General features: G+C 74.3%; 22 protein-coding genes. 10 read left to right on the top strand and 12 right to left on the bottom strand.

Annotated features, from left to right (window positions below; all coding sequences use genetic code 11):
• Positions 1 to 5: 5 nt before the first annotated feature.
• The 4 genes from HL663_RS01220 to phoU form a co-directional block, all read right to left on the bottom strand.
• The gene (locus HL663_RS01220; RefSeq protein WP_173026687.1) at positions 6 to 1,982 is read right to left on the bottom strand and encodes a hypothetical protein; all 1,977 of its coding nucleotides are present in this window, start codon (positions 1,980 to 1,982) and stop codon (positions 6 to 8) included.
• 433 nt (positions 1,983 to 2,415) lie between these two features.
• Positions 2,416 to 4,329 (bottom strand): SigE family RNA polymerase sigma factor, encoded by a 1,914-nt coding sequence (locus HL663_RS01215; protein ID WP_173026686.1) that lies wholly within the window; start codon positions 4,327 to 4,329, stop codon positions 2,416 to 2,418.
• Between the two features lie 57 nt (positions 4,330 to 4,386).
• A complete protein-coding gene (gene ppk2, locus HL663_RS01210; RefSeq protein ID WP_173026685.1) occupies positions 4,387 to 5,304 on the bottom strand; it encodes a polyphosphate kinase 2 in 918 nt (305 codons plus the stop codon).
• A gap of 56 nt (positions 5,305 to 5,360) precedes the next feature.
• Positions 5,361 to 6,050 carry a phosphate signaling complex protein PhoU gene (gene phoU, locus HL663_RS01205; RefSeq protein WP_173029928.1) on the bottom strand — a complete coding sequence of 230 codons (690 nt, stop codon included), beginning with the start codon at positions 6,048 to 6,050 and terminating at the stop codon, positions 5,361 to 5,363.
• 191 nt (positions 6,051 to 6,241) lie between these two features.
• Between phoU and HL663_RS01200 the strand changes: the two genes are divergently transcribed.
• Both HL663_RS01200 and HL663_RS01195 read left to right on the top strand, forming a co-directional pair.
• The gene (locus tag HL663_RS01200; RefSeq protein ID WP_173026684.1) at positions 6,242 to 7,435 is read left to right on the top strand and encodes a sensor histidine kinase; all 1,194 of its coding nucleotides are present in this window, start codon (positions 6,242 to 6,244) and stop codon (positions 7,433 to 7,435) included.
• Positions 7,432 to 8,112, top strand: a complete 681-nt coding sequence (locus HL663_RS01195; RefSeq protein WP_173026683.1) for a response regulator — start codon at positions 7,432 to 7,434, stop codon at positions 8,110 to 8,112. The genes HL663_RS01200 and HL663_RS01195 overlap by 4 nt, the downstream gene beginning before the upstream one ends.
• A 55-nt stretch (positions 8,113 to 8,167) precedes the next feature.
• Here HL663_RS01195 and HL663_RS01190 read toward each other — a convergent pair whose 3' ends face one another.
• Positions 8,168 to 8,686, bottom strand: a complete 519-nt coding sequence (locus HL663_RS01190) for a hypothetical protein (protein ID WP_173026682.1) — start codon at positions 8,684 to 8,686, stop codon at positions 8,168 to 8,170.
• A 266-nt stretch (positions 8,687 to 8,952) separates the two neighbouring features.
• On the opposite strand from HL663_RS01190, the gene HL663_RS01185 reads away from it, so the two are divergent.
• The 3 genes from HL663_RS01185 to ispF are packed head-to-tail and all read left to right on the top strand — an operon-like array spanning position 8,953 to position 10,665.
• On the top strand, positions 8,953 to 9,435 hold the full coding sequence (locus HL663_RS01185; RefSeq protein WP_173026681.1) for a CarD family transcriptional regulator: 483 nt from the start codon (positions 8,953 to 8,955) through the stop codon (positions 9,433 to 9,435).
• 30 nt (positions 9,436 to 9,465) lie between these two features.
• A complete protein-coding gene (gene ispD / locus HL663_RS19300) occupies positions 9,466 to 10,167 on the top strand; it encodes a 2-C-methyl-D-erythritol 4-phosphate cytidylyltransferase (protein ID WP_286175838.1) in 702 nt (233 codons plus the stop codon).
• 9 nt (positions 10,168 to 10,176) lie between these two features.
• Positions 10,177 to 10,665 carry a 2-C-methyl-D-erythritol 2,4-cyclodiphosphate synthase gene (ispF, locus tag HL663_RS19295; protein ID WP_286175837.1) on the top strand — a complete coding sequence of 163 codons (489 nt, stop codon included), beginning with the start codon at positions 10,177 to 10,179 and terminating at the stop codon, positions 10,663 to 10,665.
• A 121-nt stretch (positions 10,666 to 10,786) separates the two neighbouring features.
• Here ispF and HL663_RS01175 read toward each other — a convergent pair whose 3' ends face one another.
• Positions 10,787 to 13,498 carry a fibronectin type III domain-containing protein gene (locus HL663_RS01175; RefSeq protein WP_173026680.1) on the bottom strand — a complete coding sequence of 904 codons (2,712 nt, stop codon included), beginning with the start codon at positions 13,496 to 13,498 and terminating at the stop codon, positions 10,787 to 10,789.
• 133 nt (positions 13,499 to 13,631) lie between these two features.
• Entirely contained in the window at positions 13,632 to 13,961 is a 330-nt protein-coding gene (locus HL663_RS01170) for a transcriptional regulator (RefSeq protein ID WP_173026679.1), read from the bottom strand.
• Positions 13,962 to 14,114: 153 nt separating this feature from the next.
• On the opposite strand from HL663_RS01170, the gene HL663_RS01165 reads away from it, so the two are divergent.
• The 5 genes from HL663_RS01165 to HL663_RS01145 all read left to right on the top strand — a co-directional run bounded on the left by HL663_RS01165 (position 14,115) and on the right by HL663_RS01145 (position 19,176).
• Positions 14,115 to 15,209, top strand: coding sequence for an S-(hydroxymethyl)mycothiol dehydrogenase (locus tag HL663_RS01165; RefSeq protein WP_173026678.1), 1,095 nt, complete (start codon positions 14,115 to 14,117; stop codon positions 15,207 to 15,209).
• Positions 15,206 to 15,874: an MBL fold metallo-hydrolase gene (locus HL663_RS01160; RefSeq protein WP_216842646.1), complete on the top strand. Its 669-nt coding sequence runs from the start codon at positions 15,206 to 15,208 to the stop codon at positions 15,872 to 15,874. The genes HL663_RS01165 and HL663_RS01160 overlap by 4 nt, the downstream gene beginning before the upstream one ends.
• A 136-nt stretch (positions 15,875 to 16,010) precedes the next feature.
• A complete protein-coding gene (cysS, locus tag HL663_RS01155; RefSeq protein ID WP_216842645.1) occupies positions 16,011 to 17,444 on the top strand; it encodes a cysteine--tRNA ligase in 1,434 nt (477 codons plus the stop codon).
• Position 17,445: 1 nt separating this feature from the next.
• Positions 17,446 to 18,399: a 23S rRNA (guanosine(2251)-2'-O)-methyltransferase RlmB gene (rlmB, locus tag HL663_RS01150; protein WP_173026676.1), complete on the top strand. Its 954-nt coding sequence runs from the start codon at positions 17,446 to 17,448 to the stop codon at positions 18,397 to 18,399.
• Between the two features lie 129 nt (positions 18,400 to 18,528).
• The gene (locus HL663_RS01145) at positions 18,529 to 19,176 is read left to right on the top strand and encodes a hypothetical protein (RefSeq protein ID WP_173026675.1); all 648 of its coding nucleotides are present in this window, start codon (positions 18,529 to 18,531) and stop codon (positions 19,174 to 19,176) included.
• A gap of 111 nt (positions 19,177 to 19,287) precedes the next feature.
• Here the strand turns inward: HL663_RS01145 and HL663_RS01140 are convergent, their stop codons facing one another.
• The 5 genes from HL663_RS01140 to HL663_RS01120 form a co-directional block, all read right to left on the bottom strand.
• Positions 19,288 to 19,710 (bottom strand): DUF2752 domain-containing protein, encoded by a 423-nt coding sequence (locus HL663_RS01140; protein WP_173026674.1) that lies wholly within the window; start codon positions 19,708 to 19,710, stop codon positions 19,288 to 19,290.
• Position 19,711: 1 nt separating this feature from the next.
• Positions 19,712 to 20,173, bottom strand: coding sequence for a DUF4190 domain-containing protein (locus HL663_RS01135; RefSeq protein WP_173026673.1), 462 nt, complete (start codon positions 20,171 to 20,173; stop codon positions 19,712 to 19,714).
• Between the two features lie 108 nt (positions 20,174 to 20,281).
• On the bottom strand, positions 20,282 to 20,998 hold the full coding sequence (locus tag HL663_RS01130; RefSeq protein WP_173026672.1) for an RDD family protein: 717 nt from the start codon (positions 20,996 to 20,998) through the stop codon (positions 20,282 to 20,284).
• Between the two features lie 106 nt (positions 20,999 to 21,104).
• The gene (locus tag HL663_RS01125) at positions 21,105 to 22,346 is read right to left on the bottom strand and encodes a DUF4032 domain-containing protein (RefSeq protein ID WP_173026671.1); all 1,242 of its coding nucleotides are present in this window, start codon (positions 22,344 to 22,346) and stop codon (positions 21,105 to 21,107) included.
• A 115-nt stretch (positions 22,347 to 22,461) separates the two neighbouring features.
• Positions 22,462 to 23,562 carry an ABC transporter ATP-binding protein gene (locus HL663_RS01120; RefSeq protein WP_173026670.1) on the bottom strand — a complete coding sequence of 367 codons (1,101 nt, stop codon included), beginning with the start codon at positions 23,560 to 23,562 and terminating at the stop codon, positions 22,462 to 22,464.
• Positions 23,563 to 23,679 lie beyond the last annotated feature (117 nt).

Here is a 23,679-nt window from a genome sequence, read left to right as displayed (position 1 = left end):
AGCGGTCAGGCCGGGTTCGGCAGCACCGGGACGGTGTCGCGGCTGCCGCGCGCCGGCAGCCCGAGCCAGCCGGTGTCCTCGTCGCCGAGGAGGTCGCGCCCGACCGGCGGGACGCCCCGGTAGGTGAGGCGGCCGCCGGCGTCGCGCACCACGAGGCGGAACGCGGCCGCGTCGTCGGCGTTGACGACGGAGACGACCGCGGTGCGCCGCTTCATCGGCGTGACCTTGGAGACCGGGTAGGCGTTGGGGCTCGTCGCGAGCAGCTGGCAGGTGGACCCGCCGCCGGGGACGACGACGAGGTAGCGGCCGGTGCCGGGCGGGTCGTCGTCGAGGCGGTAGACCGCCGGTGCGTCGGCGAGCTCGGCCGGTACGGCGACGGCGGGGACGACGAGGAAGCCGCTGCGCCCGGAGCGGCCGTCGTCGCGGACGTCGAGCCGGCGCACGACCCCGCCCCCGGGGAGGCGGACGCTCGAGAGCACGACGCGGCCGTCGCCGCCGGTGGGGGAGTCCGCGGCGGTGTCGAGGACGCTGCCGACGACCGGTGAGTCGCAGAGGACCTCGCCGCGCAGGTCCTCGCGGGCGAGGCCGGTGGCGGAGGCGACCTGGTCGAGGAGGCCGTCGAGCGGGGACGCGGTGAGCGAGGTGAGCGTGCCGTCGCCCCACGCCCGGGGGGCGACCGGCGGCCCGTCGTAGGCACCGCAGGCGAGGCGCCCGGCGACGCCCCAGGGTCGCAGGGTGAGGGCGCCGACTCCGTTGCGCAGGCGGATGGGCCGCGAGTCGCGTTGCACCGCACCGGAGCTCGTGGGCCGCACGAACGGTGAGAAGCGGGCCGACTCGACGGTGGGCCGGGTGAGGACGACGAGGGCGGCGTCGTCCGCACGCTCGACCCCGACGGCGACGACGTCGGTGACCCCGAGGACGGCGTCGAACCCGAGGGGGGTCTCGTCGAGGTCCTCGGCGGCGGCGCCGGAGCGGCCCGTCCACACGCGCACGGAGGTGCTGTCGGCTCGCTCGCCGAGGAGGGAGGAGGCGATGACGACCCGGGTGTCGTCGAGGTCGCCGGCCCAGAGCAGGCGCGTGCCGGCGCCGGCCCGCGCCACGAGGGCCTGGATGCCGAGGTCGGCGCGCAGCGGGCCGCGGGCGGGCCAGCGCGAGGAGTCGGCCCAGGCGGGGTCGTCCGGGCCGGCGGTCGTCGGGGCGGTGGAGGGGCGGGGGGAGGCGGTGGTGGGGGTGGCTGCGCCGTTGCGGCGCAGGAGCGCCCACCCGGCGGCGCCGGCGGCCACCGTCGCCGCGCCGGCCAGGAGGAGGGTGCGTCGGGCGCCCCGGCGGGTGCGGTCGTCGACGAGCGCTGCGGGGTCGGGCGGTTCGGGCTGGGCGCGGGCGAGGCGCAGGAGCAGGTCGTCGAGGTCGGCGTCGAGGCGGGCGTCGTCCGGGGCCCGCCCGGCGGCGGCGCGGGCCGCACGGTGGGCGGCGAGCATCCGGTCGTGTGTGGCGGCGAGGACCGGTGCGGTCCCGGGGGCGAGGTCGCCGTCCCACAGCACGTCGGCGGCGAGGGCGGTGCGCTCGGCGCGGGTCGAGGCGGCGAGGGCGTCGAGGAGGGCGGCCGGGACCGGGTCGTCGGGGTCGGTGGCGGCAGTGCGCAGGCTCGGGTGGACGGGGTCGGCGGGTGGGGCGGGACGGGCGAGGTCGTCGGGGCCGGTGGCGGTGGGCCGCCCGGTGCGGTGCGTGTGGTCGGGGGGGCGGGCGGTCGGCGGGTGGGCGGCGAGACGGTCGATCAGGTCGCGACGGGCGGTGGCCGTGGGGGCACCGTCCTCGACGACCTCGCTCCAGCGGCGGCGCAGCGCGACGAGCGTGCTGAGGGTGACCTCGCGGGCGGCGCCCGGGTCGAGGAGGGAGACGAGGGCCACGGCCTCGAGGTCGGGCCAGCGGGCGGCGACGAAGCGGGCGGCGTCGTCGGCCGCCACCGTCGGGCTCGTCGTCATGGGCCCATGATCACCCGCCGCGGCCCCGGGTGGGGCCGACCGCGCCACCGGCCGGGCGCCGGGTCGAGCGCGGCGCGCGTCCGAACCGGCCGGCGACGGTGTGCTCTCCCGGACTCCACGCACCCTGGGAGGAAAACCTCCCGGGGTGGGAGCAAGACGTCCCTGGCCGGGAGGAAACGTCCCGCGCCGGCAGGGAAACCCACTCTGGTGGGAGGGAAACCTCCCGGGTGAGAGGGAGACGTTGCCGGGTGGGAGGGAAACGCCCCGCGGTGGCGGGGAAACCTTGCCGGGTGGGAGGGAAACGCCCCGCAGTGGCGGGAAACCTTGCCGGGTGGGAGGTAGACCTCCCGGACCGGGTGGAGGCCGGGAGAGCACACCATCGGGCCGGTGGTCGTGGCGCCGGCCCGTCGTCGACGGCCGCCGGACCGTCCGCTCAGCTGTAGTAGGTGCCCGAGCCGGTGCCGAAGAAGTCGTAGAGGTCGAAGACGTCGCGTCCCTTCGGGGGCACGTCGTCGTACAGCAGCCGCCCGTCGGCCCCGCGCGCCACCACCCGGACGTCCTCGTCGTTGGTCCCCGTGACGAGCTGCGCCACCGCGGCCCGCCCCCGGACCCGCGTCGGCCGGCTGAGTGCCACCCCGGTCACGGTGCGCAGCTGGACCGTGGCCGAGCCCTGCGGGACGGTGACGAAGTAGCGGGCCCTCTCCTGGGTGCCGATGAGCGCCGCCACGTACGGCGCCCGGACGGCGGCCGCCGGGACGACGAGCGGTGGGTCGCCGTACTCGGCGGACTCGCCGTTCGAGCCGCCCCGGAAGGAGGCGAACCGGATGACGGCGCCCTCGGCGGTGCGTACGACGACGGTGTCGGCGACCGAGGTGCCCTTCACCCCGAGGACGTCCCGGAAGCTGTCGTCGGGCAGGACGTGGCTCGTGCGCTCGACCGTCAGCGACCGCCGCGCGACCCCGAGCGCCCGGGCGATCTCCTGGACGGTGGACTCGGTGAACCCACCCGGCCCGACCCCCATGTCGGTCGGCGTCAGCTCACGGGCGAGCGGGCCGTCGAGGTCGCCCAGCTGGATGCGGGCCGCCGGCCCGGCGTCGCGGCCGAGCACGGTCGTCGCGACCCCGTCACGCAGCGTGAAGCGCGTCCACTCGCGCCGGACCTGGCCGTCCTTCGTCGGGCGGACCACGAGCGAGTAGCGGCCCTCGCGCACGGACGGGCGGCTCAGCGCGACGAGCACGGAGCCGCGTCCCGCGGTGACGGCGAGCGCGAGGGCGTCGCGGGTGTCACCGGCCCACCCGTAGCCGATCTGCACGTCGGTGAGCCGCCGCGGGGAGGTGCCGGCCGGGCCGCCCCAGGCCCGCAGCACGAGCCCGCTCTCGGACGGCACCTGGGGGTCGGTGGAGATGACGAGCCGCCGGCCCTCGACGTCGTCGGCGAAGAGCAGCCGCGCCCCGGGCGTGACCCGCGCGAGCATCGCCTGGACCTCGGGGTCGCGACCCAGCGCCCCCCGCGGGGGCCAGCGGTCGGCCGATGCCCACGCCGGGTCGTCGGGTCCGGCCGTCGACGGGGCCGGGCGGGCCCGGGGCGAGGCCGCGGTCGGGGTCGGCGAGCCCGACGCCATCGCCCACGTGCCCGCACCGACCCCGGTGACGGCGAGGGCTCCGACGACGACGAGCGAGCGGCGGCGCACGCCGCGCTGCCGGGCGCGCACGAGCTCGTCCGCGGCGGGCGGGCCGGGCAGCGAGGCGGCGAGCCGGTCGAGGAGGTCGGCGAGGTCGCCCGGGGCCCGGTGGTCGGCCGGCGCCGAACCGGTGGAGGCGAGGGCGGCGCGGTGCGCGGCGAGCAGCCGGCCGCGCGCGTCGTCCAGCGCCCCCAGCACGCCGTCCCGGCCCCCGTCCCGGCCACCGCGCGACGCCCGGCCCCCCGCCGGCGCGAGCGCCGCGACCTCGTCGTCGACGAGCTCCCACAGGGTCACGGCCGCGAGCCGCGCCCGGACCCACGCGGGCTCGGCCGCCAGCGCGGTGAGCAGCGCCCCGGGCACGGGGTCGGCGGGGGCGGACGGGTCCCGGGCGGCGTCGAGGAGCTCGGGGGGCACCGGGGGCCCGGAGGTCGCGATGTCGCGCGGGCCCCGGTCGTCCAGGCGGGCCAGCAGCCCGGATCGCGCGGCGGCCGTCGGAGCGCCGTCCTCGACGACGGCCGACCATCGCCCGTGCAGGGCCGTGAGGGTCGCCGTCGTCACCTCGCGCGCCACGGCGGGGTCGAGGGTCACGGCGAGCGCGACGGCCTCGAGGGCCGGCCAGCGCGCGGCGACGAAGCCCTCGAACTCGTCCCCCTCGGCGTGCCTCACGCCGCCATGATCACCCACCGGGCCCGGTGGGTGCAGCACATCCGGGCGAGCAGTCGCTCAGAGGCGCGGCAGGACCCGCTCGGTGTGCTCGCCCGGCTCGAAGATGCGCGAGGCCGGCCCGACGATGAGGGGGTCGGGGGTGCCCACGAGGCCGACGTCCTTGGAGGCGTAGTCGACGCCGCTGAGCAGGACCCGCATCGCCTCGAGGCGGGCGCGCTTCCTGTCGTTGCTCTTGACGACCGTCCACGGTGCGTCACCGGTGTCGGTGTAGAAGAACATCGCCTCCTTGGCCTCGGTGTAGGCGTCCCACTTGTCCAGGCTCGCGAGGTCGGTCGGCGAGAGCTTCCACTGGCGCACCGGGTCGTTCTGGCGGGAGGCGAAGCGCGCGGCCTGCTCCTCGCGGCTGACCGAGAACCACAGCTTGACGAGGTGGATGCCCGAGTTGACGAGCATCCGCTCGAGCTCGGGCGCCTCGCGCATGAACTCGAGGTACTGGCTGGGGGAGCAGTAGCCCATCACCCGCTCGACGCCGGCGCGGTTGTACCAGGAGCGGTCCATGAAGACGAGCTCCCCGCCGCTCGGCAGGTGCTGGACGTAGCGCTGGAAGTACCACTGCGTCGTCTCGACCTCGGTCGGCTTCTCGAGCGCGACGACCCGCGCACCACGCGGGTTGAGGTGCTCCATGAACCGCTTGATGGCCCCGCCCTTGCCGGCGGCGTCGCGGCCCTCGCAGATGACGAGCACCTTGCCGCCGGTCTCCTTGACGTGCAGCTGGAGCTTGAGCAGCTCGATCTGCAGCCGGCGCTTGGTCCGCTCGTACTCGTCGCGGGGGAGCTTGGTGTCGTACGGGTAGCCGTGCTGCCAGGCCTTGCCCGGACGGGATGCCCCCGCATCTGCGGTCTCGTCGAGCTCATGCAGCTCGTCGAGCTCCTCGACGTAGTCCTCGGTCACGGACCGGCGCTGCTGCTCGTCCACGTCCCGAGCCTAGCGGCGGGGTGGGCCTGCCGGCAGGCGCTCCGGGACCTGCTGCGTCACACGACGGTGTGGTCGGACACCTCGTCGTGACCGCCGGCGGCCTCGTCGCCCCACTCGCCGGTGACGATCCAGATGACGCGCTCGGCGACGGACACCGCGTGGTCGGCGAACCGCTCGTAGTACCGGCCGAGCAGGACGACGTCGACGGCGGTCTCGGTGCCGTGCGGCCAGTCGCTGCCCGTCACGTGCGTGAAGAGGGCGCGGTGCAGGCGGTCCATCGCGTCGTCCTCGCGGGCCACGTCGCGGGCGGCGTCGACGTCGCGCGCGGCGATGACGGAGCCCGCCTTCTCGACGACGAGCTCGGCGACGGTCCCCATCTCGCGGAAGGTGCCGCGCAGCTCCGCCGGCACGGCCGACGCCGGGTAGCGCAGGCGCGCGACCTTGGCGACGTGGCGGGCGAGGTCGCCCATCCGCTCGATGTCGCTGCTCATCCGCATGCTCGTGACGACGACCCGCAGGTCGGTGGCGACGGGCTGCTGGAGCGCGATGAGGTCGAAGGAGAGCAGGTCGACCTGCTCGCGCATCCGGTCGATCTCGGCGTCGGCGGCGATGACGGAGTCGGCGAGGCTGACGTCGGCGTCGAGGAGGGCGGTCGTCGCGCGGCTCATCGCCGACGCCGCGAGGTGGGTCATCTCGACGAGGCTCTCGGCGATCCGGTCGAGCTCCTCGTGGTAGGCCTTGCGCATCACGGCTGGGGTCCTTCGTGGCTGGGGGTGCGTCGGCGCGCGACGGGGACCGGGCGGTCGCGCCGTCGCCCGGGAACCATCGCACCCGGGGGTGAACCGCAGACGTGGCCGAGGTGAACTTCGGGCGTCCGTGGGCGCCGCGGCCCCCGGATGGCCGGGCGGGCCCGACGCGCCCCCGTACCCTTGACGACGTGGATGCGACCATCGCGGCGAGCCTCGGCGGGGCGGCCGGCCTCGTCGTCGGGGCCGTCGCCGTGCTCGCGGCGCGCTGGTCCGAGCGCAGCCTCAGCGAGGCACCGGTGCTCGAGGAGCCCCCGCTGGCCCGTGGCGTCGGTGACGTCCTGTCGGTGCTGCGCTCCATCGCCGTCGTCGTCGACGCCTCGGACGCCGTCGTCAAGGCGTCGGCCCCCGCGGTCACCTACGGCCTCGTGCGCCACCAGGAGCTCGTCCACCACGAGCTGCGCCACCTCGCGCGCCAGGTGCGCCGCGACGGCGTCATCCGCGAGGCCGAGCTCGACCTCGCCCGCGGCCCCAACCCCGACGGCAGCGTCGTCATGCGCGTGCGGGTCGCCCCCCTCGGCGTCGCGCACGTGCTCCTGCTCGCCGAGGACCACACGCACGCGCGCCGGGTCGAGGAGGTGCGCCGCGACTTCGTCGCCAACGTCAGCCACGAGCTGAAGACGCCGGTCGGCGGCATCTCGCTGCTCGCCGAGGCCGTGCTCGACGCCAAGGACGACCCCGTCGCGGTCACCCGCTTCGCCCAGCGCATCCGGGTCGAGGCCACCCGCCTCGGGCGCCTGGTCCAGGAGATCGTCGACCTCTCGCGCCTCCAGGTCGCCGACACCCTCCACGAGCCCGAGCTCGTCGACGTCGGCACCGTCGTCGTCGAGGCCGTCGACCGGGTCAAGGTCGCCGCCGAGGCCAAGGACATCGAGCTGGGCCTGGCGACCGAGCGGGGCCTGCGCGTCTTCGGCGACCGCGAGCTCCTCGTGACGGCCGTGACCAACCTCCTGACCAACGCGGTCAACTACAGCGACCCCGGCACCAAGGTCGGGCTCGGCGCCCGCCGCGTCGGCGAGACCGTCGAGGTCGCCGTCACCGACCAGGGCCAGGGCATCCCGGCCGCCGAGCAGGAGCGCATCTTCGAGCGCTTCTACCGGGTCGACGCCGCGCGCTCGCGGGCCACGGGCGGCACCGGCCTCGGCCTCGCGATCGTCAAGCACGTCTGCGCCAACCACGGCGGCGAGGTCACCGTGTGGAGCCAGGAGGGGCGCGGCTCGACGTTCACCATGAGTCTGCCCGTCGCGGCCACCCCGGTCGACGACGACGACGCGCCCGAGCCGGATCCCGGCCTCGAGGTCGCCCGAGAAGAGAGCACGGCATGACGCGCATCCTGATCGTCGAGGACGAGGAGTCGTTCTCGGACCCGCTGAGCTACCTCCTGAACAAGGAGGGCTACGAGGTGTCGGTCGCCGACAACGGGCACGACGCCCTGAGCGAGTTCGACACCGGCGGAGCCGATCTCGTGCTGCTCGACCTGATGCTCCCGGGCCTGTCGGGCGTCGACGTCTGCCGCGCGCTGCGCCAGCGCTCGAACGTGCCGGTCATCATGCTCACCGCCAAGGACAGCGAGATCGACAAGGTCGTCGGCCTCGAGCTCGGCGCGGACGACTACGTGACCAAGCCGTACTCCTCGCGCGAGCTGCTGGCGCGCATCAAGGCCGTCCTGCGCCGCGGCGCGGAGCCCGAGGAGCTCCTGCCGACGACCCTCGAGGCCGGCCCGGTGCGGATGGACGTCGAGCGGCACGTCGTCACGGTCCGCGGCGAGCAGCGCTCGCTGCCGCTCAAGGAGTTCGAGCTGCTCGAGATGCTGCTGCGCAACACCGGCCGGGTGCTGACCCGCGGGCAGCTGATCGACCGCGTCTGGGGCAGCGACTACGTCGGCGACACCAAGACCCTCGACGTCCACGTCAAGCGGCTGCGCGCCAAGATCGAGACCGACCCGGGGGCGCCGCAGCACATCGTCACCGTGCGCGGGCTCGGCTACAAGTTCGAGGCCTGAGGGCCCCGGTCGTCGTGGTCCGTCGCCCCGGCGCGGGGTGGCGGTCGGCGCGGGGTCAGCTCGCGGTGGGCGAGGGGGTCGCGGTCGGCGTGGCCGACGGCGAGGTCGTGGCGGAGGGGCTCGGCGCGAGGCCCTCGTAGTAGAGCTCGGGGCTGAGCACCGGCACGAGCACGAGGTTCTGGCCGCCCTCGCGGGTGGCGACGGTCAGCTGGACCATCGCACCGGGCGCGACCGGGACGGCCTCGAGGCGGACCTTGGCGTCGGCCAGCCCCTCGCCCGAGTACGCCGGCAGCGAGGTGGTCGCGGCCTGGCCGCCCTCGATGGAGAAGCTGATCTCGACCGGCTCGGCGGCGTTGTTGACGGCCTGGCCGATGAGCGTGCCGGCCGCGCCCTCCTCGGCGCTGACGATCGCGATGTTGCGCAGGTCGAGCCCGGGCAGCGTGAGGTCGACGCCGTCCGCCGGGATGTACGGGTAGTCCGTCTGGACCGGCGAGAAGACGCCGCAGGCGGAGACCGTGAGGGTGGCGGCGGCGAGTCCGGCGAGCCGGAGGGCGGAGGCGGCGCGGGTCGTCACGCGCCCAAGGATAGCGGTGGGCCGGCGAGCGCTCGCGCCACCTCCCGCACCGGGTCGCCGGGCGGGTCGGGCGCACCCCTCCGGGACCGCCTCGTCGGCGCGCCCGCGTCGCGCGCGAAGCATGCAGCGGACCGTTCTGTCAACCCCCGAATTTCTCGTGTGGATCGTCATTTCACCCCTCTGACCTGCACAAACGCCCTCCGTTCCCGTTGGGTCGGATCGGCGTGTCGTGGTATTCTGGGGCTCTCGAAAGGGGACAACACCACATGGTTTTCAAGGTCGGCGAGACGGTCGTGTACCCGCATCACGGGGCCGCGCGCATCGAAGAGATCAAGCACCGCACGATCCGCGGAGAGGAGAAGCTCTACCTCAAGCTCAAGGTCGCGCAGGGTGACCTGGTCATCGAGGTTCCTGCCGAGAACTGCGATCTCGTCGGCGTCCGCGACGTCGTCGACAAGGCCGGTCTGGACCGCGTCTTCGAGGTTCTCCGCACGCCGTACGCCGAGGAGCCGACCAACTGGTCGCGCCGCTTCAAGGCCAACCTCGAGAAGCTCGCCTCCGGCGACGTCATCAAGGTCGCCGAGGTCGTCCGCGACCTGTGGCGCCGCGACAAGGACCGCGGCCTGTCCGCCGGTGAGAAGCGGATGCTGGCCAAGGCGCGCCAGATCCTCGTCTCCGAGCTCGCGCTCGCCGAGAAGACCGACGAGGACAAGGCCGAGTCCATCCTCGACGAGGTCCTCGCGTCCTGACGCACCGGTCGCTCCGGCGACCTCACTGACGTGACCACCGACGCCCACACCGCCACCCGCGGTGTGGGCGTCGTCGTCGTCGCGGCCGGGTCCGGGTCGCGGCTGGGGGCCGGGATGCCCAAGGCGTTCGTGCCGCTGGCCGGGCGGCCGCTGCTCGGCTGGGCCCTCGACACCGTCGCGCAGGTGCCCGGTCTGCGGTCGGTCGTCGTCGTGGCGCCGGCCGACCTGGCCGACCCCGGCGGGCCGGCGTGGGCGGGCATCGACCCGCCCCCCGGGACGCACGTCGTCGCCGGGGGCGCCGAACGCACCGACTCGGTCGCCGCCGGGCTGGCCGCCCTCGACCCCGGGTGTGACGTCGTGCTCGTCCACGACGCCGCGCGCTGCCTCACCCCCGTCGCGGTCTTCGCCCGGGTCGTCGACGCCGTCCGCGCCGGGGCGGCGGGGGTCGTGCCCGGCATCCCCGTCGTCGACACCGTCAAGTCCGTCGACGCCCGCGGGGTCGTCACGGGCACGCCCGACCGCGGCGCGCTCCGGGCCGTCCAGACGCCCCAGGGCTTCCGGCGGGCGGTGCTCGAGTCGGCGCACGCCGGCGGGGCCGGGGCCACCGACGACGCGGCCCTCGTCGAGCAGCTCGGGCACGACGTGCTCGTCGTCGACGGCGACGCCCGGGCCTTCAAGGTGACGACCGTCGACGACCTCGCCCATGCCGAGCGCCTGGTCGCCGGGGCCTAGCATCGGGGGATGAGCGTGCTGCCCCGGGTCGGTGTCGGAGTCGACGTCCACGCGGTGGCGCCGGAGGGGTCGGGGCGCGAGCTCTGGGTCGCCGGCCTGCACTGGCCGGGCGAGCGCGGGCTCGACGGCCACTCGGACGCCGACGTCGCGGCCCACGCGGCGTGCGACGCGCTCTTCTCGGCCGCCGGCATCGGCGACCTCGGGGCGCACTTCGGCACGGCCCGCCCGGAGCTCGCCGGCGCCTCGGGCGTCACGCTGCTCGCCGAGGCCGCCCGGCTCGTCGGCGAGGCGGGCTTCGACATCGGCAACATCGCGGTCCAGGTCGTCGGCAACCGACCCAAGGTCGGCACCCGCCGGGCCGAGGCGGAGGCGGCGCTGTCCGCGGCCGCGGGGGCGCCGGTGTCGGTGAGCGGCACGACGACCGACGGCCTCGGGCTGACCGGCCGTGGTGACGGCGTCGCCGCCGTCGCGACCGCCCTCGTCGTCGCGCGCGCCTGATCCCGGCCGCGCCCGTCAGCTGCCTGTCGGCGCTCCGGTCCTCCCTCGAGAGGAGGGAACACGCAGGCCGCGGGTCGTGCGGCTCGGCGTGTTCCCTCCTCTCGAGGACCGGAGGTGGCGATCAGCCGACGGCGGCCGGGTCCACGGTCCAGGTGGCCTCGACCGGACCGACCACGACGCACTGCCGTGCGGTGGGGCAGTCGACGGAGTCGCCGTAGGTCTCCCGGCCGTAGGGGCCGGCGTCCTGCCACCCGTCCCCGGACCAGCGGACCGGCGCCGTGGTGTTCGTCCAGGGGTAGACCCCCAGACAGGTGGTGGCACCTGAGCACGACAGGTCAGCCAGCCGACTCCCGAGGGTCCGTCCGTTGGTGAGCGCCAGCTCGGTCCACTCGCGGCCGTCGTAGCGCGCGGTGGCTCCCGACGCCACGACGGCGAGGCACATCGAGGGGCTGGCGCAGTCCATGACGACGGGCCCTGCGCCGAAGAGGGCTCCGGGGAGGGGGGCGCGGGTCCGCCACGTCGAGCCGGTCCACCGCGACCACCATCCGCCGGCCGAGACCGCCACGCAGAGGGTCTCGCTCGCGCAGCGCACCTGCGCGTCAACCCCGGCGTCCACGGTCCCGGTGAAGGGGCTGCCGGACTTCACGAGCGACGTGCCGTTCCACTGCCACGCCACGCCCTGGGTGTCGATGACCATGCACAGCGTCGACGAGTAGCAGCCGGGGGTGCCGAGCTGCGACGCCCCGGAGACGCTGCGCACCGAGGACCAGGCGCCGGCGCTCGACAGCGTGCGGTAGCGGGCCGGCGCGACGGACTCGACGGCGAGGCAGAAGCCGGAGGCGGCGCAGTCGAGCTCGGCGGGGCCGGTCAGCGGCTTGCTCGGCGAGCGCCAGCTCGTGCCGTCGAAGCGGTAGAACCAGCCGCGCGCGTCCATCGCCAGGCAGCTCGTCGCCGACGGGCACGCCACGCGGGTCAGCCCGCCGGAGGTGGGGTCGAAGGTGCTGATCCGCCGCCAGCCGGCGGAGGTGCTCCAGCGGTAGTCGCTCCCGCGGTCGTCCACCGCCGTGCACGGGGTCGCTCCCTTGGCGCAGGAGGCCGCGGTGAGGATCACGCCGGCCGGGACGACGGTCGTGACCGACCCCCACGAGGACCCGTTCCACCGCACCCCGCGCCCGTTCCGGTCGAGCCCGATGCAGGTCGATGCCGAGGCGCAGGTCATGACGTGGCCCGCGTTGACGGACGACGGCGCGCGCCGGGCGCTCCACGTCGTGCCCGACACCGTCCAGGTGCCCCACTGGCTGGAGGCGATGCACCAGCTGCTGGTGGGGCAGTCGACCTCGGAGACCGGCTGGCCGACCTTGTCGAGGGAGGCGGTGCTCCACCGGCCGGAGACGAGGGTGGCCCGCCACGCCGAGAAGCTGGTGGGCGAGTACCCGACGGCGAAGCAGCGGCCGGCAGCCTGGCACGAGACGTCGTAGAAGTCGACGCCGCGCAGGGTCGACAGGGGCTGCTGCGCGGACCAGCCGGTGCCGTCGAAGACGGTGGCCCGGGTCCCGCTCGTCATCGCGACGCACCACGTGGGCGAGGTGCAGGTCAGGGCGGTCACCGTGGTGCCGGCCGGCGGCTGGGGCACCGACGACACCGGCTGCCAGGCGCTGCGCGTGTACTGCCGCACGCCGTCCGCCGAGACCGCGAGGCACCAGCCCACGACGGGACAGGAGAGGTGGCTCGGCCCGGTCGACACCGCCGGGTCGATGGCGACCGGGCTCGACCAGCCCGTGCTGCCGAGCACCTGGTAGCGGTTCGCGGCGTCGGTGGACAGGCACCACGACGTGCGCGGGCACTGGACGTGCTGGGGGGAGCCGGTCATCGGCGCGACCGTGGCGTGCGTCCACGTGTGGACCGTCGTCGCGTCGACCGATGCGAGGGGGGAGGCCTTGCCGTCCGCGGTCTTGGCGTTGACCGTGTAGAGATACTGCTGCTCCGGCAGGAGGTTGCGGTTGGTGATGCTCGTGCCGCTGCCCCGATAGACCTCGACCGCCGAGGTGTTCGGTGCCTGGCGCATCACGACGACCTCGGCCGGGGCCGGGTTCGTCGGTCGGGTCCAGCGGACGGTGACCGTGGTGCCCGACACCGTGGCCGTCAGGTCGGTGACGGGGTCGATCCAGAGGGTCGTGAACGCGCGGCGCTGCGGGGTGCGCTGCGCGCGGCCGTCCTGGTCGTAGGTGCGGGTGTCGTAGCAGCGCTGGGTCCCGGCCGGGACCCCGGTGTCGGTCCAGGAGCCGGTGCCGCGGGGCACGTCGACGCTGCTGACCTCGGTCCACGGGCTGGAGCACCCGATCCGGGCGACCCGCATGCCCGCGACCCGCGGGTCGGCCGGGAGGGTCCAGCTCAGGGAGATCTGCGAGGCGGTGGTGCTGGAGACGACCGAGGCGCCGGGCAGGTCGAGGGCGCCGCCGGTCACCGACGCGGGGGTGGACCACTGGCCGCCCGTGTCGCGGGCGAAGACCGAGTAGGACCAGGTGTCGACGAAGTCCAGGCCGGTGTCCTGCCAGCGGGTGATCAGGCCGCTCGCGATCTCCGTGCCGTCCGTCGGGGTCGCCGGCGCCGTGGTGCCGGGCAGGCGCCGCACGACGACGTCGGCGAGGTCGGCGTCGGGGGGGAGGAGCCACGCGAGGGTGACGCGGTCGCTCTCCGGGCTGAGGAAGAGGGCGGTGACGGGGCCGGGCGGTGCGTCGACGGTCGGCGCGGCGAGGGCGCCCGTCGGGGCCCCCGCGAGGAGGACGACGAGCAGGGTCGTCAGCAGTAGGCCGAGTCGGCGGGTCGTGCGCACGCGGTGGTCCTCGAGAGGGGCGACGGGCGCTGTCGTTCGGCCCGGATGCCGAGAGTGTAAGGACGCGCACCGACGCCGAACAGGGGTTCTGCGAGAACCTGCAACGAACGGTGGATGGCCGTGCGACGCATGGTCAGCGGGTGCGCGGGCCGCCCTGGACACGACGGTCGGCACCGACGATGCGGGCCATCCGCTGCAGCTCCGCCACGTGCCCGCACAGGGCGTCGCGGCCGGCGCCGGTGAGGACGACCGTCGTCACCTGGCGGCCCTCGCGGGCGCCGCGCTCGAGGCGGGTGTAGCCCTTGCCCGAGAGCGCCTTGAGGTGCTTGGACAGCGCGGAGTCCGACAGGCCGATGGCGTCGCGGACCTCGCCGAACTCGCGACCGGAGGCGGGCACGAGGAAGGCGCAGATCCGCAGGCGGTGCGGTTCGTGGATGACGTCGTCGAACACCGGGTACGGCATGCCCGCAGGATACGTCGGCTTGCCCGTCGGGAAAGCGGCGTCGGGCCCCGCCGGTGGCGACCCCGTCGAGCCCGGGCCCGCCCGCCACTGCCGTCGCGCGCCCCGGGTTCGCTAGCGTGGCGAGACCCCAGCACCGCCCATCCAGGAGGAACCGTGCCGCAGACCGTCAAGGGCGTCGTCGCCCGCGCCAAGGGCGCCCCCGTCGAGCTCGTCGACGTCGTCGTCCCCGACCCCGGGCCCGGTGAGGCCGTCGTCGTCGTCGAGGCGTGCGGCGTCTGCCACACCGACCTGCACTACCGCGAGGGCGGCATCAACGACGAGTTCCCGTTCCTCCTCGGCCACGAGGCCGCGGGGCGCGTCGAGGCCGTCGGCGAGGGCGTGACCGAGGTGGCCCCCGGCGACTTCGTCATCCTCAACTGGCGCGCCGTCTGCGGCGAGTGCCGCGCCTGCCGCAAGGGCAAGCCCTGGTACTGCTTCGCGACGCACAACGCGACCCAGAAGATGACGCTGACCGACGGCACGGAGCTCTCGCCGGCGCTCGGCATCGGGGCGTTCATCGAGAAGACGCTCGTCGCCGCCGGCCAGTGCACGAAGGTCGACGAGGCGGATGCCGCCGCCGTCGGCCTGCTCGGCTGCGGCGTGATGGCGGGCTTCGGCGCCGCGGTCAACACCGGCAGGGTCGGGCGGGGCGACTCGATCGCCGTCATCGGCTGCGGCGGCGTGGGGGACGCCGCGATCGCCGGGGCGAAGGTGGCGGGGGCGACGACGATCATCGCCGTCGACGTCGACGCCCGGAAGCTCCGGTGGGCCGAGGACCTCGGCGCGACGCACACCGTCGACGCCTCGTCCGAGGACGCCGTCGAGGCGGTGCGCGCGCTGACCGGCGGTCACGGCGCGGACGTCGTCGTCGAGGCGGTCGGGCGGCCGGAGACCTACGAGCAGGCGTTCTACATGCGCGACCTGGCCGGCACCGTCGTCCTCGTCGGGGTGCCGACCCCGGAGAAGGAGGTGACCCTGCCGATGATCGAGATCTTCGGGCGCGGTGGGGCGCTGAAGTCCAGCTGGTACGGCGACTGCCTGCCCTCGCGCGACTTCCCGATGCTCGTCGAGCTCTTCCGGCAGGGCCGCTTCCCCCTCGATGCCTTCGTCTCCGAGCGGATCGGCATCGAGGACGTCGAGGCGGCCTTCACGAAGATGCACGACGGCGACGTCCTGCGCTCGGTCGTCGTCATGGGCGGGTCCGCGTGAGCGGCGCGACGGGCGTCGACGGGGTCGCGACCTCGCCGGGCGGCGTGCGGGTCGAGCGGCTCGTGACCTCCGGCGTCTTCGAGCTGGACGGCGGCTCGTGGGAGGTCGACAACAACGTGTGGCTGCTCGGTGACGACGACGAGGTGCTCGTCGTCGACGCCGCGCACGACGCGCGCGCCATCCTGGACGCGATCGGCGGCCGGCGGGTCGTCGGCATCGTCTGCACCCACGGCCACAACGACCACGTCAACGCGGTGCCCGACCTCGTCGCCGAGACCGGGGCCGCCGTGTGGCTGCACCCGGACGACCGGGTGCTGTGGGACATGAGCCAGGACGAGGCGCCGGACGAGGACCTCGCCGACGGCAGGACCTTCACCGTCGGCGACGTCGGCGTCGTCACGCTGCACACGCCGGGCCACGCACCGGGGGCCTGCTGCCTCCACGCGCCCGCACTCGGGGTGCTGTTCAGCGGCGACACGCTCTTCCAGGGCGGCCCCGGCGCGACCGGGCGCTCGCACAGCGACTTCCCGACGATCGTCGAGTCGATCAGTACCCGCCTGCTGTCCCTGCCGCCGGAGACCGTCGTGCTCACCGGCCACGGCGATCCCACGACCATCGGGGACGAGGCGCCGCACCTCCAGGAGTGGCTCGACCGCGGCCACTGACCCGTCGTATCCGCGAACGTGTGTGAACTCGCCGGGGATCTCCGGCGAGTTCACACACGTTCGCGAGGGGGCCGACCGAGCGGGGGCGGGCTCGCGGATGCGAGGCCCTCGCGGCCCGGCCGGTAGCCTGTCGCGGGTGACCCTCAGGCTGTTCGACTCCCTCACGCGCGAGCTGCGTGACTTCGTCCCCGTCGTGCCCGGCAAGGCGGGGATCTACATCTGTGGGCTCACGACGCAGGCGCCGCCGCACATCGGGCACGTCCGCTTCGCCGTGGCGTTCGACGTCCTGCGCCGCTGGCTGGCGACCGGGCACGGCTACGACGTCACGCTCATCCGCAACGTCACCGACATCGACGACAAGATCCTCGCCAAGTCGGCGGAGGCCGGCGAGCCCTGGTTCGCCCTCAGCTACCGCAACGAGATGGAGACCGCCGAGTCGCTCGCCGCGCTCGGGGTGCTCCCGCCCACGTACGAGCCGCGCGCCACCGGCCACGTCCCCGAGATGGTCGAGCTGATGCAGACCCTCGTCGACTCCGGCCACGCCTACGCCGCCGCGGACGACTCGGCGGACGTCTACTTCGACGTCCGCAGCTGGCCGAGCTACGGCGAGCTGACCCGGCAGAGCGTCGAGGACATGTCCGACGCCGAGGACGCCGACCCCCGCGGCAAGCGCGACCCGCGCGACTTCGCCCTCTGGAAGGGCCGCAAGGCCGACGAGCCCGAGACCGCGTCGTGGCCGACCCCGTTCGGCGCCGGCCGCCCCGGCTGGCACCTCGAGTGCTCCGCGATGGCCCGCAAGTACCTCGGCGACACCTTCGACATCCACGGCGGTGGGGTCGACCTGCGCTTCCCGCACCACGAGAACGAGGTCGCGCAGTCGCGCGCCGCGGGCCTCGGGTTCGCCAACTACTGGCTGCACAACGCCTGGGTGACGATGGGCGGCGAGAAGATGAGCAAGTCGCTCGGCAACTCGCTGCGCGTCTCCGAGGTCGTGCGCGAGCACCGTCCGCTGGCCGTGCGCTACTACCTGACCGCCGCGCACTACCGCTCGACGATCGAGTACCACGAGGGCTCGATCGAGGAGGCGACCGCCACCGTCGAGCGCATCGAGGGCTTCCTGCGTCGTGCGCTGCCCGGGGTCGACACCCTCGTCCCCGACGGCAGCGCCGAGCTGCCCGCCGACTTCCGCGAGGCGATGGACGACGACCTGGGCGTGTCCGACGCCCTCGCCGCGCTCCACCAGGCGGTGCGCGCGGGCAACGTCGCGCTCGACGACGGCGACCAGGACGACGCCGCGACCATCGCGCGTCAGGTCGTCGCGATGGCCGACGTCCTCGGGGTCAACCCGCTCGACCCGCACTGGGCCTCGGGCGGGTCCGAGTCCGACGACATGACGGCGGCGCTCGACGCGCTCGTCGCCGACCGCGTCGCCGCCCGGGCCCAGGCCCGCGCCGCGCGCGACTACGAGACCGCCGACGCCATCCGCGACGCGCTGACCGCCGCGGGGATCGCCGTGGAGGACACCGCCGCCGGAGCCCGGTGGACCATCATCCGAGGAAAGGGCGACTGACGTGGCCGGCAACTCCCAGCGCCGTGGCGCCGTGCGCAAGAGCAACAAGAAGGGCTCCACCGTCGGCTCTGGTGGCCAGCGCCGCCGCGGCCTCGAGGGCAAGGGCCCGACCCCCAAGGCCGGTGACCGCCCGAACCACAAGGCGCACAAGATGGCCAAGGCGGGCGAGAAGCGCGCCGGCGGTCGTCCGCCGCAGCGCTCGCCGAAGAAGGCGGCCGCCTCGAGCGAGGTCGTCGCCGGGCGCAACTCCGTCCTCGAGGCGCTGCGCGCACACGTGCCGGTGACGACGATGTACGTCGCGGGCCGCATCGACTCCGACGACCGCGTCCGCGAGGCGATCAAGACCGCCACCGAGCGCTCGATCCCCATCCTCGAGACGCCGCGCGGCGAGCTCGACCGGCTGACCGACGGCGCCGTGCACCAGGGGCTCGCGCTCCAGGTGCCGCCGTACTCCTACGCCGACCCGCGCGACCTCGTCGACCCCGAGCAGCCGGGCATCCCGCTCGTCGTCGCGCTCGACGGCATCACCGACCCGCGCAACCTCGGTGCGATCGTCCGCTCCGTGGCGGCCTTCGGCGGGCACGGCGTCGTCGTCCCGAGCCGCCGCTCCGCCGGGATGACCGCCAGCGCGTGGAAGACCTCCGCCGGTGCCGCCGCGCGCATCCCGGTCGCCCAGGCCACCAACCTGACCCGGGCGCTCGAGGACTACCGCAAGGCCGGCTTCTTCGTCATCGGTCTCGACATGGAGGGTGACGTCGAGCTGCCCGACCTCGAGCTGGCGTCCGAGCCGCTCGTCATCGTCGTCGGCTCCGAGGGCAAGGGGCTCTCGCGGCTCGTGCGCGAGACGTGCGACCAGATCGTGTCGGTGCCGATGAGCTCGGCCGTCGAGTCGCTCAACGCCGGCATCGCCACCGGCGTCACGCTCTACGAGGTCGCGCGCCGCCGTCGCCGCTGAGCCTTCGGTTGCGCGACAGGCCGGTCCGGCTTGTCGCGCTACCGGCGGCGACGTCGGGTGTGCCACGATCGGTGGGCGAGCGGTCCACCGACGACCTCCGTCGCCGCTCGCGAGGAGGGATGACCGACGATGTCCGACCAGTACCCGCCGCCCCCGCCCCCCGGTGAGCCCACCGGCCCCGGGACGCCCCCGCCGCCGGGTGGCTCGATGCCCCCGGCTCCTCAGTACGGCGCGCCCGCACCGGCCGAGAACCCTTACGGCGCACCGCCGCCGGCACCCGCCTACGGCTACGCCGCTGCGCCGCAGGCCGGCCCGGTGACGCGCCCGAAAACGATGGACACCGCCGTGCTGCTCATGCGCGTCGGCGCCGCGCTGTCCCTCGTCTCGCTCGTGCTGAGCTTCGTGTTCGCCGGCGACATCCGTGAGCAGGCCACGCAGGCGCTGGAGGACTCCGGCCAGACGGTCGACCCGGCGCTCGTCGACGGCGCCGTGACCATCGGCATCGCCGTCGCGGTCGTCTTCGGCCTGCTGGGTGCCGGCCTCTGGCTGTTCATGGCCTGGGCCAACGGCCGGGGGAAGTCGTGGGCGCGGATCACCGCCTCCGTCCTCTTCGGGCTCTCGCTCGTCTCGTTCCTCGTCGGGCTGACGCAGCCGGCCGCGGCCCTCTCGCGGGTCCTGAGCATCGTGAGCATCGCGCTCGGCGGGTACATCGTGTACCTGCTGTGGCGCAAGGAGTCCTCGGCGTTCTACGCGGCGAGCAACGCCCCCCGCTACTGACCGACGCGGCAACGTCGATGCCCCCGCACCGCTCGCCGGCGCGGGGGCATCGACGTGCGGGGGCGTCGTCGTGCGGGCTCGACGATCAGGCCGGTGAGTGGTGGGCGCGCGTCAGGCGGGGGAGAGGAACTCCGCGCCGGGGAGGTTGCGCAGCACGCCGAAGACGAGCACGCCCACCCCGATCGCGACGGGCAGCCAGTTGGGGATGACGACGCGCACGGGCCGTCCCTGCCGCGCCCGCACGAGGCGGTAGGCCAGGTAGAGCGCGACGGCGAGGTAGAGCGGCGGGACGAGGGGGTGGCGCGCGAAGGCGGCGCCGACGTCCCCGTGGAGGAGGTCGTAGGTGGCCCGGGTGCCGCCGCACGCGGGGCAGTACAGCCCGGTGGTCGAGTAGAGGAAGCAGCCGGGGTAGTGACCGGCCTCGTACGGCGAGTGGGTCGCCAGCCAGGCGGCCCCACCGGCGACGGCGACCCCGGCCGCCCCCCACCACACGCGTGGTGAGAGGGAGCCGAGGCCGCCGACGTGGGTCGTCATCTCAGTTGGTGTAGTTCGCGGCGAAGTTGGCCGCGCCCAGCGCCATCATGATGATCGCGAGGACGACGGCGATGATGCCGGTGACGAAGCCGCCCTGGGCCAGACCGCGGCCCGCCTGGCCGGTGCGGCCGATCTCCTGCTTGGCCATGTAGCCGAGCACGGCGCCGCCGATGCCCAGCAGCAGCCCGAGGATCGAGCAGCAGATGGCGAAGACCAGGCCGAGGATGCCGAGGACGAGGGCGATGACCGCCTTGGTGTTGTTGCCACCGAGGCCACCACCGGGGGTGCCGCCGGGGACGGGCATGCTCGGCGGGGCGGTGTAGCCACCGGCGCCACCGGGCGGCGGCGGGGGCGGCGGGTAGCCACCGGCCGCGGACGAGTCGCCCGTCTCCTCGGGCTCCGGCGGGGGCGGGTAGCTCCCACCGGGCGGGGGCGGCGGGGGCGGGGGCGTGCTGCTGCTCATGGGTCCTCCGTCGTCTGGGGCCGGCGACCGCCGGCTCGCGATCACCCTAGCGGCCACGGGCGGCGCCGCCACGGCATCCGCGCGGTCGTGGGGCGCGGGTCGGGCGCGTCAGGCCTTCGGCACCTTGATGACCGTCGAGTGGACCGCCTTGTCGGCGACGGTCTGGCGGTTGTCGTCCCAGAGCATCCAGAGGTAGGAGAGGTAGACGGCGCTGTTGACGACACCGCTGACCAGCTCGCGCACGAAGCAGCTCCCCGCGCCGATCGGGGCGCCGGTCCGGGCGTCGACGAGCTTCAGCCCGACGACGGACTTGCCGATGCTCTGCCCGCGCCGGCCCATCCGGAAGACCCGGTTCCAGAGCTGGAAGCCGACGCCCACGAGCCAGAACAGGACGATGACGGCGATGCCGACGGCGATGAGCGCCCCGTTGGTGTCGCCGTACGTCGTCATCCCGTACTCGTCGACCCCCGTGCGGTCGGGCGCCCCGGCGACGATGAAGGGGATGCCGGCGAGCATGAGGAGTAGCGGCAGGAAGCTCGCGGCCGTGTCGATGAGCAGCGCGAGGACGCGGTCGCCGAAGGACGCGACCGGCCCGAAGTGGGCCTCGACGTAGGGCACCGACTCGGGGGGTGCCTGCCCGCCGGAGAAGGCCGGCGCCGTGGTCCACCCGCCGTACGGGTTCTGCTGTGCTCCGGGCGGCGGCTGCTGCGGCGGGTACCCCTGTCCCGCAGCGGGAGCGGGGTACGGCTGCGGGGCCGACGCCGGCGCTCCCGGGGTCGGCGGGGTCTGGGGGGAGGTCGGCTCCGGGGGGTGCTGGTCGCTCATCGGGGTCCTTCGTCGGTGCGTGGCGTGGTGGCTGGTCCGCGGTGGGGCGGCGCCGTCCCGTCGATCCCGGGGCGCGCGCCGCAGCGCCTCGGCGGGGTCAGCGGGGTCACTGGTCGGCGATGACCGGCAGCTCCTCGGTGTCGACGCCGAGGACCGCGCGCTCGTCCGGCTTGCCCGGCAGCACCTTCGCGACGTAGTCCTCGAGGACGTCCCGGATGGGGACGTCGTGCTGCGCGCGCTCGGCCATGTACCAGCGGTGCTCGAGCACCTCGTGGAAGACCTCGGCCGGCTCGAGCTTCGCGACGAGGTCGCGCGGCACGCCCCGCGTCACCGGCTCGTAGACCTGCGCGAGCCAGTCGTGCGCGATGATCTCCTCGTCCTCGCCCTGCCGCCCCGTGGCCGCCGAGTACACCTCGAGGTCGTTGAGCAGGCGGCGCGCCTGGTTCTCGCGGACGTCCAGCCCGGTGAGGCGCAGCAGCCGGCGCGAGTGGTGACCGGAGTCGACCACCTTGGGCTGCAGCCGGATCGAGGTGCCGTCGATGTCGGTGGTGATCTCGAGCTCGTCGACGTCGAAGCCCAGCTTGTTGAGCCGTCGGATGCGGTCGTCGACCCGCCAGCGCTCGGTGTCGTCGATGGTCTCGGCGTTCGTCAGCTCGGCCCACAGCTCGCGGTAGCGGGTGACGATGCGCTCGCTGACGTCGACGGGGTCGCGCTCCTCCTGGAGCAGGCCGCCGGCATCGAGGTCCATCAGCTCGCCGGCGATGTTGACCCGTGCGATCTCGAGGTCGTGCTCGCGCTGCCCGTCGCTCAGGCGGTTGCGCAGCTCGCCGGTCTCGGCGTCGACGAGGTACGCGGCGAACGCCCCGGCATCCCGGCGGAAGAGGGTGTTGGACAACGAGACGTCACCCCACCAGAACCCCGTGAGGTGCAGCCGGACGAGGAGCACCGCGAGGGCGTCGATGAGCCGGGTCGCCGTCCCCTTGCGCAGCGACTGGCTGTAGAGCGCGCGGTAGGGCAGCGAGTACTGGAGGTGCCGGGTGACGAGGCAGGCGTCGAGCGGCTCGCCGTCCAGGCCGATGCGCCCGCTGACGACCGCGAACGGCTCGACCGAGGGCATGTGCAGCCGTCGCAGGTTGCGCAGCATCTCGTACTCGCGGCGGGCGATGTCGTCCTTGATCTCCTTGATGGCCAGGACGCGCCCGGAGAGGCGGACGAAGCGCACGACGTGGCGCGAGATGCCGCGGGGGAGGGCGGCGAGGATCTCCTCGGGCCACTCCTCGAGCGGGATGCGCCAGGGCAGGTCGAGGAGCGCGGGGTCGGGGCGGGCGGCGGTGAGCTCGAGGGCCATGACGGGCTTCCGGGGTCGGTGGGCACGGGCGGCGGGCGGGCCGGGGACGGGCGACGCCCCGGACGAGTGTCTCGTCCGGGGCGTCGTCGCGTGCGGGCGAGTCGGCGGGTGGGCCTCAGAGGCGCTTGCCGCTGTCGGGGTCGAAGACGTGCATGTGCTGCGCCTTGGGGTAGACGTAGACCTTCGAGCCCTTCTCGGGGACCGAGCGGCCGTCGACGCGCGCGATGAACGGCTTGGCCAGGTTGTCGTCGCCACCGACGAGGCTGATGTTGCTGTCGGTCGGCGTGCCGTAGACGTACGCGTCGGCGCCGAGCTCCTCGACGACGTCGACGGTCAGCTCGAGGCCGTCGTTGTTCGTCGTGATCTCGACGTCCTCGGGGCGCACGCCGACGACGACGTGCGAGCCGCCGTGCTCGAGGCCCTCGCGGGGGATGGCGACCGAGTGGTTGCCGAACTTCGCGCCGTCGGACGAGGCCGGGACGGTGACGAGGTTCATCGCGGGGGAGCCGATGAAGCCGGCGACGAAGAGGTTGGCCGGGTTGTCGTACATCTCGCGCGGGGTCGCGCACTGCTGGAGGATGCCGTCCTTGAGCAGCGCGATGCGGTCGCCCATCGTCATGGCCTCGACCTGGTCGTGCGTGACGTAGACGGTCGTGACGCCGAGGCGGCGCTGGAGGCTGGCGATCTGCGTGCGGGTCTGGACGCGGAGCTTGGCGTCGAGGTTCGACAGCGGCTCGTCCATGAGGAAGACCTGCGGGCTGCGGACGATCGCGCGGCCCATGGCGACGCGCTGGCGCTGGCCACCGGAGAGGGCCTTCGGCTTGCGCTCGAGGTACTGGGTGAGGTCGAGGATCTTCGCGGCCTCCTCGACGCGCTTGCGGATCTCGCCCTTGTCGACGCCGGCGATCTTCAGGGCGAAGCCCATGTTGTCGGCGACCGTCATGTGCGGGTACAGCGCGTAGTTCTGGAAGACCATCGCGACGTCGCGGTCCTTCGGCGAGAGGTCGGTGACGTCGCGGTCACCGATCCAGATCTTGCCGCCGTTGACCTCCTCGAGGCCGGCGAGCATGCGCAGCGAGGTGGACTTGCCGCAGCCGGAGGGACCGACGAGGACGAGGAACTCCCCGTCGGCGATGTCGATGTTCAGCTTGTCGACCGAGGGGGTGTCGTTGCCCGGGTAGATGCGGGTGGCCTCGTCGAACTTCACAGTTGCCATGGCGTCGTTGCCTTTCCTTCACCGGCAGGAACGTGCCGGACGATCCGTTGTAAAGGGGTGGAGCTCCCGCCTGCGTCGGTGCAAACGGTTTCGCCAGTATGCCGGACGACCCGCCCG

Origin of the sequence: Arthrobacter sp. NEB 688 (genome assembly GCF_013201035.1) — a bacterium.
In the GTDB taxonomy this organism is placed as follows: Bacteria; Actinomycetota; Actinomycetes; order Actinomycetales; family Dermatophilaceae; genus Phycicoccus.
Note: the sequence above shows the minus strand (reverse complement) of the source record. Positions and strands in the feature narration are given on the sequence as shown.